The sequence below is a fragment of the Streptomyces sp. NPDC048254 genome, assembly GCF_043201895.1.
Classification (GTDB): domain Bacteria; phylum Actinomycetota; class Actinomycetes; order Streptomycetales; family Streptomycetaceae; genus Streptomyces.
Genome location: NZ_JBICZJ010000004.1, coordinates 321,076 through 334,113 on the forward strand (window position 1 = coordinate 321,076; position 13,038 = coordinate 334,113).

Here is a 13,038-nt window from a genome sequence, read left to right on the forward strand (position 1 = left end):
AGTCAGTCGCTTGACTTACCTTACTGGCGGGAACGGCGGGCACCGCGCGCCGCTGCCGCGTACGCTTTCCCGGCTGGACCTCCCCGCCCCGGGCGAGGCCCCGGTACGGCTCGCGGGACCGGCCGCGCCGGGCGGTGCACGGTCCCGGAGCGGTGGTGGGCATGGCGGGCAGGACGGCGCGGGCGGAGCAGGCCAGCGCGACGCGGGAGGCGATCCTGAGCACGGCGGAACGGCTCTTCGCCGAACAGGGCGTGTACGCCGTGTCCAACCGCCAGGTCAGCGAGGCCGCCGGCCAGGGCAACAACGCCGCCGTCGGCTACCACTTCGGCACCAAGGCCGACCTGGTCCGCGCGATCGCCGCCCGGCACTTCGACCGGATCGAGCAGATCCGGGTCCGCCTGCTGGCGGCGGTCGGCGACTCCGACGACATCCGCGACCGGGTGGACTGCCTGGTCCGGCCGATCACCGAACACCTCGCGGGCCTGGGCAGCCGCACCTGGTACGCCCGCTTCTGTGCCCAGGTGGCGACCGACCCGGTCCTCTACGAGATCATGGTCGGGGAGTCCCTCGCCTCGCCGTCGCTCCGTGAGGCCGTCGCCGGGCTCAACCGGCGGCTGCCGGAACTGCCCCCCGAAGTCCGCGCCGAACGCGGCCAGATGGCCCGGACGCTGATCCTGCACACCTGCGCCGAGCGCGAGCGCGCCCTCGCCGAGGGCACCGACACCCCCCGCGCCACCTGGAGCGACGCGGCCACCGGGCTCACCGACGCGCTCCTCGGGCTGTGGCTGGCGCCCGTCACGGCTACGCATCGAAGGTGACGACGACCTTCTCCGCGGCGCCCGGCGTGAGCGCCAGCCCGAAGGCGTGCTGGACCTCGGTGAACGGGACGCGGTGGCTGATCAGCTGCGCGAACCGCTCGTGGTGCTCGACCAGTTCGGGGGTCACCTCGAAGATCTCGGTCGGGTAGCCCTGCGAGGCGACGAGGGTCAGCTCGCTGCGCAGCATGCCGCCGAGGTCGATCTCGCCCCTCTTCTGCACGGCGACCATGACCAGCCTGGCGTGCCACTTGGCGTTGGCCACCACGGTGTTGAAGACGGCGGGGGCGCCGGCCGCGTCGATGAAGACGTCCGTCCCCGGGCGGGGCTGGCCCAGCGCGTTGGCGCTCTGCCCGTGCAGCTCGGTCAGCCGCGCGGTGACGTCCTCCTCGGCCGAGTTGACGACCGCGTCCGCGCCCACGGCCAGGGCCTTCTCCAGCCGGGCCGGGATCACGTCCGCGACGACGACGTGCCTGACCCCGCGCAGCTTCAGCCAGATCGCCGCGCCCAGGCCGATCGGCCCGGCGCCGAACACGACCACCTTGTCGTCGGGGTCGGCGCCGGAGCGGTTGACCGCGTGCCGGGAGACGGCCATCGGCTCGTTGAGGGCGGCGACCTCGAAGGGCACGGCGTCCGGGAACGCCGCGACGCTCCGGCCGGCCTCGGCGTTCTCGATCAGCAGGTACTCGCTCAGCGCGCCGTACCGGCCGCCGCAGCCGATGATCCCCGTGGGCGCGTCCTGCGGGTTCACGACCACCCGGTCGCCCACCTTCAGCCCGGTGACCTCGGCGCCGGCCTCGACGATCTCGCCGGCCGGCTCATGGCCCAGGGCGATCGGGGTCAGGTCGCCGCCCAGATGGGCACGGGACGGCATGCCGCCCATGTGCAGGAAGGTGACGTCGGTGCCGCAGATGCCGCCCGCGCGGATCTTCAGCAGCACGTCCTTGGGGCCGGGCACGGGACGTTCGACGTCCACGACCTCGATTTTGCCGACGCCACCGGTCTGTACGGACTTCATCGTGGCCATGGGGTGACTCTCGCTTTCTGGAGGTGCTGAGACGGGCGAGCGCCGCGGCTCGCCCGGCGGTGCTGCGACCGGGGAGGTGCCCTCGGGCCGGGTGCCGGGCCGCGGGGAGTGGGCCGGCACCCGGCCCGAGGGCTGCGCCGGTCCCCGTCCCCACGGGTCCGGCGCCAGGGCCTGTCCGCCGGGGCAGACCCTCGGGGCGGCCTCCGCTCAGCGTCGCCCCGGTTACTTGAGTTAGGCAAGCACATGTGGCTTACTTGAGTCAAGCAAGCGAATTGACCGAGCCTCGAACGAATGGGTCGTCCCGTGTACGGCAGCTCTTCGTCACCCCAACCGCTGGCCCGTGGCAGTGGGCAGTGGCTTCTGGTCGCCGCCGGTGACCCGGACACCGCCGATCTCCTCACCACCACCCTGGAGCTGGCCGGCTACCGGACCGGTGCCGCGGGCGGCGGGGCCGAAGTGGCGCGGCGGCTCGTGGCGCAGCGGTTCGACCTGGTCGTCATGGACGCCGAACTGCCCGGCATGGACGACCTGGTGACCGCCCATGCCGTACGCGGTACCGCGACAGCGCCGTCCTGCCGCCTGGCCCACGTCGGCTCCGTGTCAGGAAACTGACCGGAAGTGGACAGCCCACCCTGTTTGCATGTGCTTATCGAGGCCTCGTGCCCATCGTCCCGGCGCTCCGCACCGAGCGGAGTCCCCCACCCCGAGGAGACAGAGATGGCCGACACCCTGACCGGCGCCGCACCCGGCACCACCGCGGGGACCCCCGACTTCCCGATGCCCCGTTCCATGCGCTGCCCCTTCGACCCGCCCCCGGCGCTGAAGGCCGCCCAGGAGGCGGGGCCCCTCGCCAAGGTCCGGCTCTGGGACGGCAAGGACTACTGGCTGGTCACCCGGTACGCCGACCAGCGTGCCGTGCTGCTCGATCCGAGGGTCAGCGCCGAAGCCGACCGTCCCGGATACCCGCTCCAGGCGCCCAGCAACGGCAAGAACAACATCAGCTTCATCATGATGGACGACCCCGAGCACGCCCGGCTGCGCCGTATGGTCACCGCGCCGTTCGCGGTCAAGCGCGTCGAGGCCATGCGGCCCGCCGTACAGAAGATCGTCGACGACCTGATCGACGCGATGCTGGACGGCCCCAACCCCGTCGACCTGGTCGAGGTCTTCGCGCTTCCGGTGCCCTCGCTGGTCATCTGCGCCCTGCTCGGAGTGCCCTACGAGGACCACAACTTCTTCCAGGAGAACAGCAAGCTCCTGATCAGCCGGGACACCTCCGTCGAGGACCGGACGGCGGCGCACGGCAGGCTGGTCGGGTACCTCGACCGGCTGATGGGCGAGAAGATGCAGAACCCCGCCGAGGACCTGTTCTCCGGCCTGGTGGCCCGCGTCGAGGCCGGTGAGCTGACCCGGCTGGACGCCGCGCAGATGGGCGTCCTGCTGCTGCTCGCGGGGCACGAGACCACCGCCAACATGATCACCCTCGGCACCCTCGCCCTGCTCGAACACCCCGAGCAGCTCGCCTTGCTGCGCGACAGCGACGACCCCAAGGTGATCGCCGGCGCGGTCGAGGAGCTGCTGCGCTATCTGAGCATCGTGCACAGCGGCCGGCGCCGTGCGGTCCTGGCGGACATCGAGGTCGCCGGACAGGTGATCAGGGCCGGTGAAGGCGTGATCATGGCCAGTGACATCGCCAACCGGGATCCCGAGGCCTTCCCCGACCCGGACCGCCTCGACCTGACCCGCGACGCCCGCCGTCATGTCGCCTTCGGCTTCGGCGTCCACCAGTGCCTGGGCCAGCCGCTGGCCCGGATGGAGCTCCAGGTGGTCTACGGCACGCTCTACCGGCGCATCCCCACCCTCAGGCTCGCCGCCGACCTCGCCGACCTGCCCTTCAAACACAACGGCGGTGTGTACGGCGTCCACGAACTCCCGGTCGCCTGGTAACCCACCAACCCCCACGAAAAGCAACAAGAGCAACAAGAGCAACAAGAGCAAGAGGAGCAAAGGAGAACGTCATGCATGTCGAACTGGACGAACCGAAGTGCGTCGCATCCGGGCAGTGCGTGCTCGTCGCCCCCGAGGTCTTCGACCAGCGGGACGAGGACGGTATCGCCTTCGTGCTGGACGAGAAGCCCGCCGAGGAGATCCTCGACGACGTCCGCGAGGCCGTGGCGGTCTGCCCCGCCGCCGCCATCCGACTGGTGGAGCGATGAACCGGATCGTGGTCGTCGGCGCCTCGGCCGCGGGCCTCGCGGCGGTCGAGACGCTCCGCCGTGAGGGCTACGACGGCACGCTCACCCTCGTCGGCGACGAACTCCATCCGCCGTACGACCGGCCGCCGCTGTCCAAGCAGGTGCTGTCGGCCGAGTGGGCGACGGAGCGGGTGGTACTGCGGGCGCCGACCGAACTGGACTCCCTGGGACTGGAGTTGCGGCTCGGGGCGACAGCGACCGGGCTGGACGTGGCGGACCGTACGGTACGTCTGGCCGACGGGTCCCTGCTGCCGTACGACGGGCTGATCGTCGCCACGGGCGTACGGCCGCGCCGGCTGCCCGGGGAGGGCGCGCACGTGCTGCGCACCCTCGACGACGCGCTGACCCTGCGGGAGCGGATCGGGCCGGGGCAGCGGCTGGTGGTGGTCGGTGCCGGGTTCCTCGGTGCCGAGGCCGCCGCCGTGGCCTGGAAGCTCGGTGCGCAGGTCACCCTTCTGGAACCGGCGCCGGTACCGCTCGCGCACGCGGTCGGTGAGGAGGTGGGGCGGGTGCTGACCCGGGCCCATCTCCAGCGCGGGGTGGACCTGCGGACCGGTGTCTCCGTCACGGAGGTGACCGAGGACGGGGTGCGGCTCGCCGACGGGGAGACGATCGACGCCGACGAGGTACTGGTCGCGGTCGGCTCGCTGCCGAACGTCGAGTGGCTGGCCGGGACCGGGCTCTCCGTGGGCGACGGGGTGATCTGCGACGAGTACTGCGAGGCCGCGAAGGACGTGTACGCGGCCGGTGACGTCGCCCGCTGGTACAACCCGCTGTTCGGGGTGTCGATGCGGATCGAGCACCGGACGAACGCGGCGGAGCAGGGGATGGCCGCCGCGCGCAATCTCCTCAACCCCGAGGCGCGCAAGCCGTTCGCGCCGGTGCCGTACTTCTGGTCGGACCAGTACGACATGAAGATCCAGGCGTACGGGTATCTGCGGGACCACGACGAAGTACGGCTCGTGGAGGGGGAGTTGGAGGAGGGGCGGTTCGTCGCCGCGTACCGGACCGGGGAGCGGCTGAGCGGGGTGCTCGCGGTGGGGGTGCCGCCGAAGGTGCTTCGGGGGTGGCGGCAGGCTATTGCGGTCGGAGCGGGGTGGGGGGAGGCCGTGAACTGAAGGGGCGGTTTCGGTAGTGGGCGGGCTGCGGGCAGGTGGGGGCAGGTCCGCGCCCACGCGGCGGAGCCGCATATGGACACAGCCCAGCGCCCCCAAGGGGCGCCTCAGCGGGTCCTCCTTGTGATGCTGACCGCGTTGGCGGCGACCACCGCGCTGATTGCCGCCCACTCCGCCACCCCCAGGCTCTGCCTCAGTACGACCCAGCCGACCACCGCTGCCAGGACCGGGTTGACGCTCATGAAGAGGCCGAACGTCTGGGCCGGGACCTTGCGCAGGGTCAGGAGGTCGGCCAGGTACGGCACCGCCGACGACAGGATGCCGGCCGTCACCGCGCACAGGACGGCCCCGGTCGTCGGCGGGTGCCGCAGCGCCACCACGACTCCGATCGGCAGGAACGTCAGTGCCGATACGGACGCGGCCGCCGCCGATCCCTGCGCCCCCGGTATCCGCCGCCCCACCACCCCGTTCAGCAGGATGTACGACGCCCAGCAGCCCGCGGCGATCAGGCCCAGGCCCATCCCCAGGTAGTCCGTCGACGGCTGGGGGCGCATCAGCACCACCACCCCGGCCGCCGCCAGCGCCGCGCACCCCGCGTCCAGTCGGCGGCGGGACGCGGCCAGGGCGATGGTGAGCGGGCCCAGGAACTCCAGGGTGACCGCCAGACCCAGGCCGACGCGGTCGATCGCGGTGTACAGGGTCAGGTTCATCGTGCCGAAGACCGCCGCCAGCAGCAGCACCGGCCACCACTGCCGCCAGGTGAAGGCGCGCAGCCGGGGGCGGCCGACGGCCACCAGGACGAGCGCGGCCACGTACTGCCGTACGGCCACCACACCGAGCGGGCCGAGGACCGGGAAAGCCAGGGCGCCGATCGCCGCGCCGGTCTGGTTGGACAGGCCGCTGCCGAACATGGTCGCCACGCCGGCCCGCCGCCCCGGCTCGGCGGCGGGGGCCGCGGCCGAGGGGGCCGGGCGTGCCAGGACTCGTCGCATGACAGCAGAGTCCGCCCGGCCAGGCGTTGCGCAAAATGCATGGGCTCCGGGATCTATACGCTTGCCGTATGGATGAGGTCGAACTGCGGCAGCTGCGCTGTCTGGTCGCCATCGTCGAGGAAGGCACCTTCACCGACGCGGCGATCGCCCTGGGGGTGTCCCAGGCCGCGGTGTCCCGGACCCTCGCGGGGCTCGAACGGGCCCTGGGCGTACGGCTGTTGCGGCGCACCTCGCGTGAGGTGACGCCGACGGCGAGCGGGCTGCGGGTGGTGGAGCGGGCCCGGCGGGTGCTCGCGGCCGTCGCCGACCTGGTCCAGGAGGCCGGTTCGGGGCACACCCGGCTGCGGATCGGCTACGCCTGGTCGGCGGTGGGCCGGCACACCGTGGCCTTCCAGCGGAACTGGACGGCCGCGCACCCCGGGAGCGATCTGCATCTCGTCCGGGTGAACACGGCCTCCGCCGGGCTCGGTGAAGGAGCCTGTGATCTCGCGGTGGTGCGGCGGCCCCTTGAGGACCGGCGGTTCGACACGGCGATCGTGGGGCTGGAACGGCGGCTGTGCGCGCTGGCCGCCGACGATCCGCTGGCCCGGCGCCGGTCCGTACGGCTCGCCGATCTCACCGACCGGACCGTCCTGACCGACCGGCGCACCGGCACCACCACTCCCGAGCTGTGGCCGGCGCCGTCCCGCCCGACCGTCGAGGAGACGCACTCGGTCGACGACTGGCTCAGCGAGATCGCCGCCGGGCGCGGTGTCGGCGTGACCGCGGAGTCGACCGCCAACCAGTATCCGCGGCCCGGCATCGTCTACCGGCCGGTGCGGGACGCCGAACCGGTCGCCGTCCGGCTGGCCTGGTGGCGGGACGATCCGCATCCGGCGCGCCAGGCCGTTCTCGAACTGCTCAGCGAGCTGTACCGCACCGGCTGAGCGTGCGGGGCGACGGGTCGTCCCGGCAATACGGCAGACAAAATTGTTGACAATCTTGTTTGGCTAGATTTACGTTCGACAGGCACTCACTCAGGGAGGGCAAACGATGCCGAAAGAAGCCCGTCCGAGCACCGGAGAGCAGGCCAAGCAGCATGCGCTCGCGCTGTTGCGGCAGGCGATCCTGCACGGCGAGATGGCCCCGGCCCAGCGGCTGGTGGAGAACGAACTCGCCGAGGAGTTCGGTGTGACGCGGGCCAGCATCCGTGCGGCACTGATCGATCTGGAGGCCCAGGGACTGGTCGAGCGGATCCGCAACCGCGGCTCGCGGGTGCGGGTGGTGACCGTCGAGGAGGCGGTCGCGATCACGGAGTGCCGCATGGTCCTGGAAGGGCTGTGCGCGGCGAAGGCGGCCGTCGCGGCCAGCGACGAGCACCTCACCGAACTCGCGGACCTCGGGGCGGCCATGACCAAGGCCGTCGCGGACGGCGAACCGGTCACCTACTCCGAGCTCAACCACGGCCTGCACGACAAGATCCGGGAGATCTCCGGCCAGCAGACCGCCGTGCAGCTGCTGGAGCGGCTCAATGCCCAACTGGTGCGGCACCGCTTCCAGTTGGCGCTGCGCCCGGGGCGTCCGCAGCAATCCCTGAACGAGCATCTGGCGATGATCGAGGCGATCAGGGCCAGGGACCCGCAGGCGGCCGAGGCGGCCGTCCGCGCCCACCTCACGAGCGTGATCGACGCGCTGAGCGACTGAGACGCCCGGGGCTGGGTGGGCGCACACCTGTCCACCAAGGAGATTTCTGCAATGACGCACGCCAACGCGCCTGTCACCCCACCACGATCCACCCTGGTCGTCACCGCGCACGCCGGGGACTTCGTGTGGCGGGCGGGCGGAGCCATCGCCCTGGCCGCGTCCCGGGGCGAGAAGGTCACCATCGCGTGTCTGACCTTCGGCGAGCGCGGTGAGTCCGCCAAGGCGTGGCGCGAGGGCAAGAACCTCGAGGAGATCAAGGCGATACGCCGGGAGGAGGCGGAGAAGGCCGCCGCCGCTCTCGGCGCCGAGGTCCGCTTCTTCGACGCCGGCGACTACCCGCTGGTGGCCACCGGAGAGCTGACCGACCAGCTGGTCGCCGTCTACCGCGAGACCCAGCCCGACGTCGTGCTCACCCACCCCGTCGAGGACCCCTACAACGGCGACCACCCGGCCGCCAACCGGATGGCACTGGAGGCGCGTATCCTCGCCCAGGCCATCGGCTACCCGGGCGCGGGCGACATCATCGGCGCCCCGCCGGTCTTCTACTTCGAGCCGCACCAGCCCGAGATGAGCGGTTTCCGGCCCGAGGTCCTCCTGGACATCACCGAGGTCTGGGACACCAAGCGCAAGGCGATGGAGTGCCTCGGCGCCCAGCAGCACCTGTGGGCCTACTACACCGACCTCGCCGTCCGCCGGGGCGTCCAGCTCAAGCGGAACGCCGGCCCGAACCTGGGCCTGGCGCACAACACCATGGCCGAGGCGTTCATGCGGCCGTTTCCGCAGATCGCGAAGGAGCTGGCGTGAGCGGCGTGATCGTCACCAATCCGCCGAAGGCGAGCCTCAAGGACGTCGATGCCCTGGCCGGCTTCGGCGTGGCCACCGTCAGCGAGGCGATGGGGCGAACCGGCCTGCTGGGTCCGGGGATCCGGCCCGTCCAGCAGGGCGTGCGGGTCGCGGGCACGGCCGTCACCGTGCTCAGCTGGCCCGGCGACAACCTCATGATCCACGCGGCCGTCGAGCAGTGCGGCGAGGGCGACATCCTGGTGGTCACCACCACCTCGCCCTGCACGGACGGTCTGTTCGGCGAGCTGTTCGCGACCGCGCTGCGGCAGCGCGGGGTGCGCGGGGTCGTCCTCAACACGGGGATCCGCGACACCCAGGAGCTGCGGGACATGGGCTTCGCCGGCTGGTCCCGGGCGGTCTCCTCGCAGGGCACGGTCAAGGCCACCGGTGGCTCGGTCAACGTGCCGATCGCCATCGACGGCCAGGTGATCAACCCGGGTGACGTGATTCTCGCGGACGACGACGGTGTCGTGGTCGTACCCCGGGAGCGGGTCCGTGAGACGGCCGAGAAGTCCGAGGCCCGGGAGGCCAAGGAGGCCGCGACCCGCGCCGCGTTCGTCGAGGGCCAGCTCGGCCTGGACCGCTACGGACTGCGGGACACCCTGAAACGGCTCGGCGTCGAGTACAAGACGTACCAGGAGTACGAGGAGTCCGCCCCGTGACCGGGCCCGCGGAGGTGCGCTGCATGCTGATGCGCGGCGGCACCTCCAAGGGCGCCTACTTCCTGGCCGAGGACCTGCCCGCCGACCCCGCCGTCCGCGACGACCTGCTGCTGCGGGTGATGGGCAGCCCCGACCCGCGCCAGATCGACGGCCTGGGCGGGGCGCACCCCCTCACCAGCAAGGTCGCCGTGATCGCGCCGTCCGCCGATCCCGAGGCGGACGTCGACTACCTCTTCCTCCAAGTCGCCGTCGACCGGCGGGAAGTGACCGACCGTCAGAACTGCGGCAACATCCTCGCCGGAGTCGGCCCGTTCGCCGTGGAACGGGGGCTCGTGGCCCCCGGTGGCGGGGAGACCTCCGTACGGATTCGCATGCTCAACACGGGAGAACTGGCCATCGCCGCTTTCCTGACGCCCGGTGGGCGGGTGGACTACAGCGGGGACGCCGAGATCTCCGGCGTGCCCGGCACGGCGGCCCCGGTGGTGATCGAGTTCCCGGCCGGCCAGAGCCCGCTGCTGCCCACCGGCAACGTCCGCGACACCGTGGCCGGTACGACGGTCACCTGTGTGGACAACGGCATGCCGACCGTGCTCGTCGCCGCGCGCGACCTCGGGGTCACCGGGTACGAGACGCCCAAGGACCTGGAGGAGGACCTGGCCCTGGCCGACCGGCTGCACGAGATCCGGCTGGCCGCGGGGAAGCTGATGGGCCTCGGCGACGTCGAGACCGCCACCGTGCCCAAGCTCAGCCTGCTCGCCCCGCCCCGCGACGGCGGCGCGGTCACCACCCGGACCTTCATCCCGGTGCGCTGCCACACCTCGATCGGCGTCCTCGGCGCCGCGAGCGTGGCCGCCGGCCTCAGGCTGCCCGGCAGCGTGGGGGAGGGCATCGCCCGGCTCCCGGAGCACGGTGACCGGATCCGCATCGAACACCCCACCGGATTCCTGGAGATCGACACCAGCGTCGACCCCGGGTCCGACGGCTCCCCGCCGGCCGCCCGCCGCACCGCGGTCGTCCGCACCGCCCGCAAGATCTTCGACGGCACGGTCTTCCCCCGCGCCGCCGCCATCCCCGTACAGCCCCAAGGAGGCAACGATGGCTCCGCCCCTCGGTGACATCGCCCATATCGGCCACGCCCAGCTGTTCACCCCGGACCTGGACGCCAGCGTCGCCTTCTTCACCGACTACCTCGGCCTGACCGTCAACGGCCGCGACGGCGACACGGTCTATCTGCGCACCTTCGACGACTACGAGCACCACAGCCTGGTCCTCACCGCCCGCGACCGGCCCGGGCTCGGCCGGATCGCCCTGCGCACCTCCAGCGAGGAGGCCCTCAACCGTCGTGTCAGGGCGGTCGAGGAGGCGGGCGGCACCGGCCACTGGGCCGAGGACGAGCCCGGCCTCGGCAAGCTCTACGTCACCACGGACCCGGACGGCCACGAGCACGCCCTCTACTGGGAGAGCGAGCACTATCAGGCCCCCGAAGGGCTCAGGCCCGCGCTGAAGAACCAGCCGCAGGCCAAGCCCAACCGGGGCGTCGGCGTGCGCCGCCTGGACCACATCAACTTCCTGGCCGCCGACGTGCTCGCCAACGCCGAGTTCCAGGAGCAGCTGCTGGGCGCCCGGCCGACCGAGCAGATCCGGCTCGACACCGGGAAGATCGCGGCCCGCTGGCTGACCTTCACGAACAAGTCGTACGACGTCGTGTACACCTCGGACTGGACGGGCTCGACCGGGCGGCTGCACCACATCGCCTTCGCCACCGACACCCGCGAGGACGTGCTGCGCGCGGCCGATCTCGCCATCGACACCGGCGTGTTCATCGAGACCGGCCCGCACAAGCACGCCATCCAGCAGACGTTCTTCCTGTACGTCTACGAGCCGGGCGGCAACCGCGTCGAGCTCTGCAACCCGCTCACCAGGCTGGTGCTGGCGCCCGACTGGCCGCTGATCACCTGGACCGAGGCCGAGCGGGCCAAGGGGCAGGCATGGGGTCTCAAGACGATCGAGTCCTTCCACACTCATGGGACACCGCCGGTCGACTGACCCGTTTCCGGCCATCAGGGGGGTGGACGACGCGCTGCCGTGCGTCGTCCACCCCCTTTGCCACCTGCGGGTTTACCCCGTCCGCCGGGTGCTCGGCCGGTGTCCGGATTGTTGCTGAGATTGTTGACAAAACCGTTGACACTCCCGGGTCCGGATCCTTAGCGTCTACGCACCACGGGTCAGCCGCACGAGCCGCGCGACCCCTTCACCGCTTCCCCTCCAGGGAACGCCTCCTGGACGAGAGGAAAACAAAGATGTCCTCCTCCCCCGCCCTGTCCGCTCGCGGCGGCAAACTGGCCTTCTTGGTCGTCGGCCTGTGCTGGCTGGCCGTGCTCTTCGACGGCCTTGACATGTTCATCTACGGCTCGGTGCTGCCCCACCTGCTGGAGACCAAGACCTTCGGCCTCACCCCGGACCAGGCCGGCGACCTCGGCTCCTACGCCACCTTCGGCATGCTGGTGGGCGCCCTGACCGCGGGCACGGTCGCGGACCGGATCGGCCGCAAGCAGCTGATGATCGGCTGCGTCACGCTGTTCTCGCTGGCCTCCGGCATCTGCGCGGTCTCGGGCAGCGTCGCCGTCTTCGGCCTCGGCCGCACCCTGGCCGGCGTCGGCCTCGGCGGTCTGCTGCCGACCGCGATCAGCATGGTCTCGGACTACGCCAGGGGCGGCCGGGTGGCGATCACCATCGGCATGCTGATGACCGCCCACCACGCGGGCGGCATCCTCTCCGCCTACGTCGCCAAGTGGCTGGTCGAGCCGGTCGGCTGGCGCGCCGCCTTCTGGGTCTGCGTGCTCCCGCTGCTCTTCGTGCCCGTGCTGCTGAAGTTCCTGCCGGAGTCGCTGAGCTTCCTGGTCGCCAAGGGCCGCGGCGAGGAGGCCCGCACGCTGGCCGACCGCTACGAGGTCGAACTGCCCGCCGTCACCGGCAAGAAGACCGCCGCCGACCGCTGGGACGCGCTGCTCGGCCTGTTCCGCGGCGGCGAGTGGAGCCAGACCCTGCTGTACTGGCTGGCCTCCTTCGGCGGTCTGCTGCTGGTCTACGGCGTCGCCACCTGGCTGCCCACCCTGATGCGCGGCGAGGGCTACGAACTCGGCAGCGCCCTGACCTTCGTCGTCGTCTTCAACCTCGGCGGCATCGTGGGCATGCTGGTCGCCGGCCGCGCCGCCGACCGGTTCGGCGCGCCGCGCATCTCCGCCATCTGGTTCGCCCTGACCGCCGTCGGCGTCTACCTGCTCAGCATCCACATGGCCACCGGCGTGACCATGGTGGTCGTCTTCCTCACCGGCGTCTTCCTCAACAGCGCCCAGACGATGATCTACGCGACCGTCTCCATCCGCTCCACCCCGGACAACCGGGCCACCGCCGTCGGCTGGACCTCGGGCATGGGCCGCTTCGGTGCCGTCTTCGGCCCCTGGCTCGGCGGCCAACTGCTCGCGGCGGGCAACGGCGACTGGGGCTTCACCGCCTTCGCGCTGGCCGGTGTCTCCTCGATGGTGTTCATCGGCATCGCCGCCCTGCGCTCGGCCCGGCAGCCGCAGCGCAGCAACGACCAGGAGGAACTGGTCGCCGCCCACTGACCGGTGTCTCCGACCGGTCC

Annotated in this window: 14 protein-coding genes; 12 read left to right on the top strand and 2 right to left on the bottom strand. The window is 71.7% G+C overall.

Annotated features, from left to right (window positions below):
- Positions 1–161 precede the first annotated feature (161 nt).
- Positions 162–818 carry a TetR/AcrR family transcriptional regulator gene (locus ACGFZQ_RS14105; RefSeq protein WP_393840569.1) on the top strand — a complete coding sequence of 219 codons (657 nt, stop codon included), beginning with the start codon at positions 162–164 and terminating at the stop codon, positions 816–818.
- Here the strand turns inward: ACGFZQ_RS14105 and ACGFZQ_RS14110 are convergent.
- Entirely contained in the window at positions 802–1,842 is a 1,041-nt protein-coding gene (locus ACGFZQ_RS14110; protein WP_393840570.1) for a zinc-binding dehydrogenase, read from the bottom strand. The genes ACGFZQ_RS14105 and ACGFZQ_RS14110 overlap by 17 nt on opposite strands.
- Before the next feature lie 291 nt (positions 1,843–2,133).
- Here ACGFZQ_RS14110 and ACGFZQ_RS14115 point away from each other — a divergent pair, with 291 nt between their 5' ends.
- The 4 genes from ACGFZQ_RS14115 (at position 2,134) to ACGFZQ_RS14130 (ending at position 5,215) form a co-directional block, all read left to right on the top strand.
- Positions 2,134–2,454 (top strand): response regulator, encoded by a 321-nt coding sequence (locus ACGFZQ_RS14115; RefSeq protein ID WP_393840571.1) that lies wholly within the window; start codon positions 2,134–2,136, stop codon positions 2,452–2,454.
- 105 nt (positions 2,455–2,559) lie between these two features.
- The gene (locus ACGFZQ_RS14120) at positions 2,560–3,789 is read left to right on the top strand and encodes a cytochrome P450 (RefSeq protein ID WP_393840572.1); all 1,230 of its coding nucleotides are present in this window, start codon (positions 2,560–2,562) and stop codon (positions 3,787–3,789) included.
- 71 nt (positions 3,790–3,860) lie between these two features.
- Positions 3,861–4,058 (top strand): ferredoxin, encoded by a 198-nt coding sequence (locus ACGFZQ_RS14125; RefSeq protein ID WP_351711282.1) that lies wholly within the window; start codon positions 3,861–3,863, stop codon positions 4,056–4,058.
- On the top strand, positions 4,055–5,215 hold the full coding sequence (locus ACGFZQ_RS14130) for an NAD(P)/FAD-dependent oxidoreductase (protein ID WP_393840573.1): 1,161 nt from the start codon (positions 4,055–4,057) through the stop codon (positions 5,213–5,215). The genes ACGFZQ_RS14125 and ACGFZQ_RS14130 overlap by 4 nt, the downstream gene beginning before the upstream one ends.
- A 104-nt stretch (positions 5,216–5,319) precedes the next feature.
- On the opposite strand, the gene ACGFZQ_RS14135 is transcribed toward ACGFZQ_RS14130, so the two are convergent.
- Positions 5,320–6,132, bottom strand: coding sequence for a DMT family transporter (locus ACGFZQ_RS14135; protein WP_393840781.1), 813 nt, complete (start codon positions 6,130–6,132; stop codon positions 5,320–5,322).
- 140 nt (positions 6,133–6,272) lie between these two features.
- Here ACGFZQ_RS14135 and ACGFZQ_RS14140 point away from each other — a divergent pair, with 140 nt between their 5' ends.
- The 7 genes from ACGFZQ_RS14140 (at position 6,273) to ACGFZQ_RS14170 (ending at position 13,018) form a co-directional block, all read left to right on the top strand.
- On the top strand, positions 6,273–7,130 hold the full coding sequence (locus ACGFZQ_RS14140; RefSeq protein WP_393840574.1) for a LysR family transcriptional regulator: 858 nt from the start codon (positions 6,273–6,275) through the stop codon (positions 7,128–7,130).
- Between the two features lie 106 nt (positions 7,131–7,236).
- Positions 7,237–7,887, top strand: coding sequence for a GntR family transcriptional regulator (locus ACGFZQ_RS14145; protein WP_362577363.1), 651 nt, complete (start codon positions 7,237–7,239; stop codon positions 7,885–7,887).
- A gap of 51 nt (positions 7,888–7,938) precedes the next feature.
- The gene (locus tag ACGFZQ_RS14150) at positions 7,939–8,691 is read left to right on the top strand and encodes a PIG-L deacetylase family protein (protein ID WP_393840575.1); all 753 of its coding nucleotides are present in this window, start codon (positions 7,939–7,941) and stop codon (positions 8,689–8,691) included.
- Positions 8,688–9,392, top strand: coding sequence for a 4-carboxy-4-hydroxy-2-oxoadipate aldolase/oxaloacetate decarboxylase (locus tag ACGFZQ_RS14155; protein ID WP_393840576.1), 705 nt, complete (start codon positions 8,688–8,690; stop codon positions 9,390–9,392). Before ACGFZQ_RS14150 ends, ACGFZQ_RS14155 begins: the two co-directional genes overlap by 4 nt.
- Complete coding sequence (locus ACGFZQ_RS14160) at positions 9,389–10,507, top strand: 4-oxalomesaconate tautomerase (RefSeq protein WP_393840577.1); 1,119 nt, start codon at positions 9,389–9,391, stop codon at positions 10,505–10,507. Before ACGFZQ_RS14155 ends, ACGFZQ_RS14160 begins: the two co-directional genes overlap by 4 nt.
- On the top strand, positions 10,488–11,438 hold the full coding sequence (locus tag ACGFZQ_RS14165; protein ID WP_393840578.1) for a catechol 2,3-dioxygenase: 951 nt from the start codon (positions 10,488–10,490) through the stop codon (positions 11,436–11,438). The genes ACGFZQ_RS14160 and ACGFZQ_RS14165 overlap by 20 nt, the downstream gene beginning before the upstream one ends.
- Before the next feature lie 254 nt (positions 11,439–11,692).
- Positions 11,693–13,018: an MFS transporter gene (locus tag ACGFZQ_RS14170; RefSeq protein ID WP_393840579.1), complete on the top strand. Its 1,326-nt coding sequence runs from the start codon at positions 11,693–11,695 to the stop codon at positions 13,016–13,018.
- Positions 13,019–13,038: the final 20 nt, after the last annotated feature.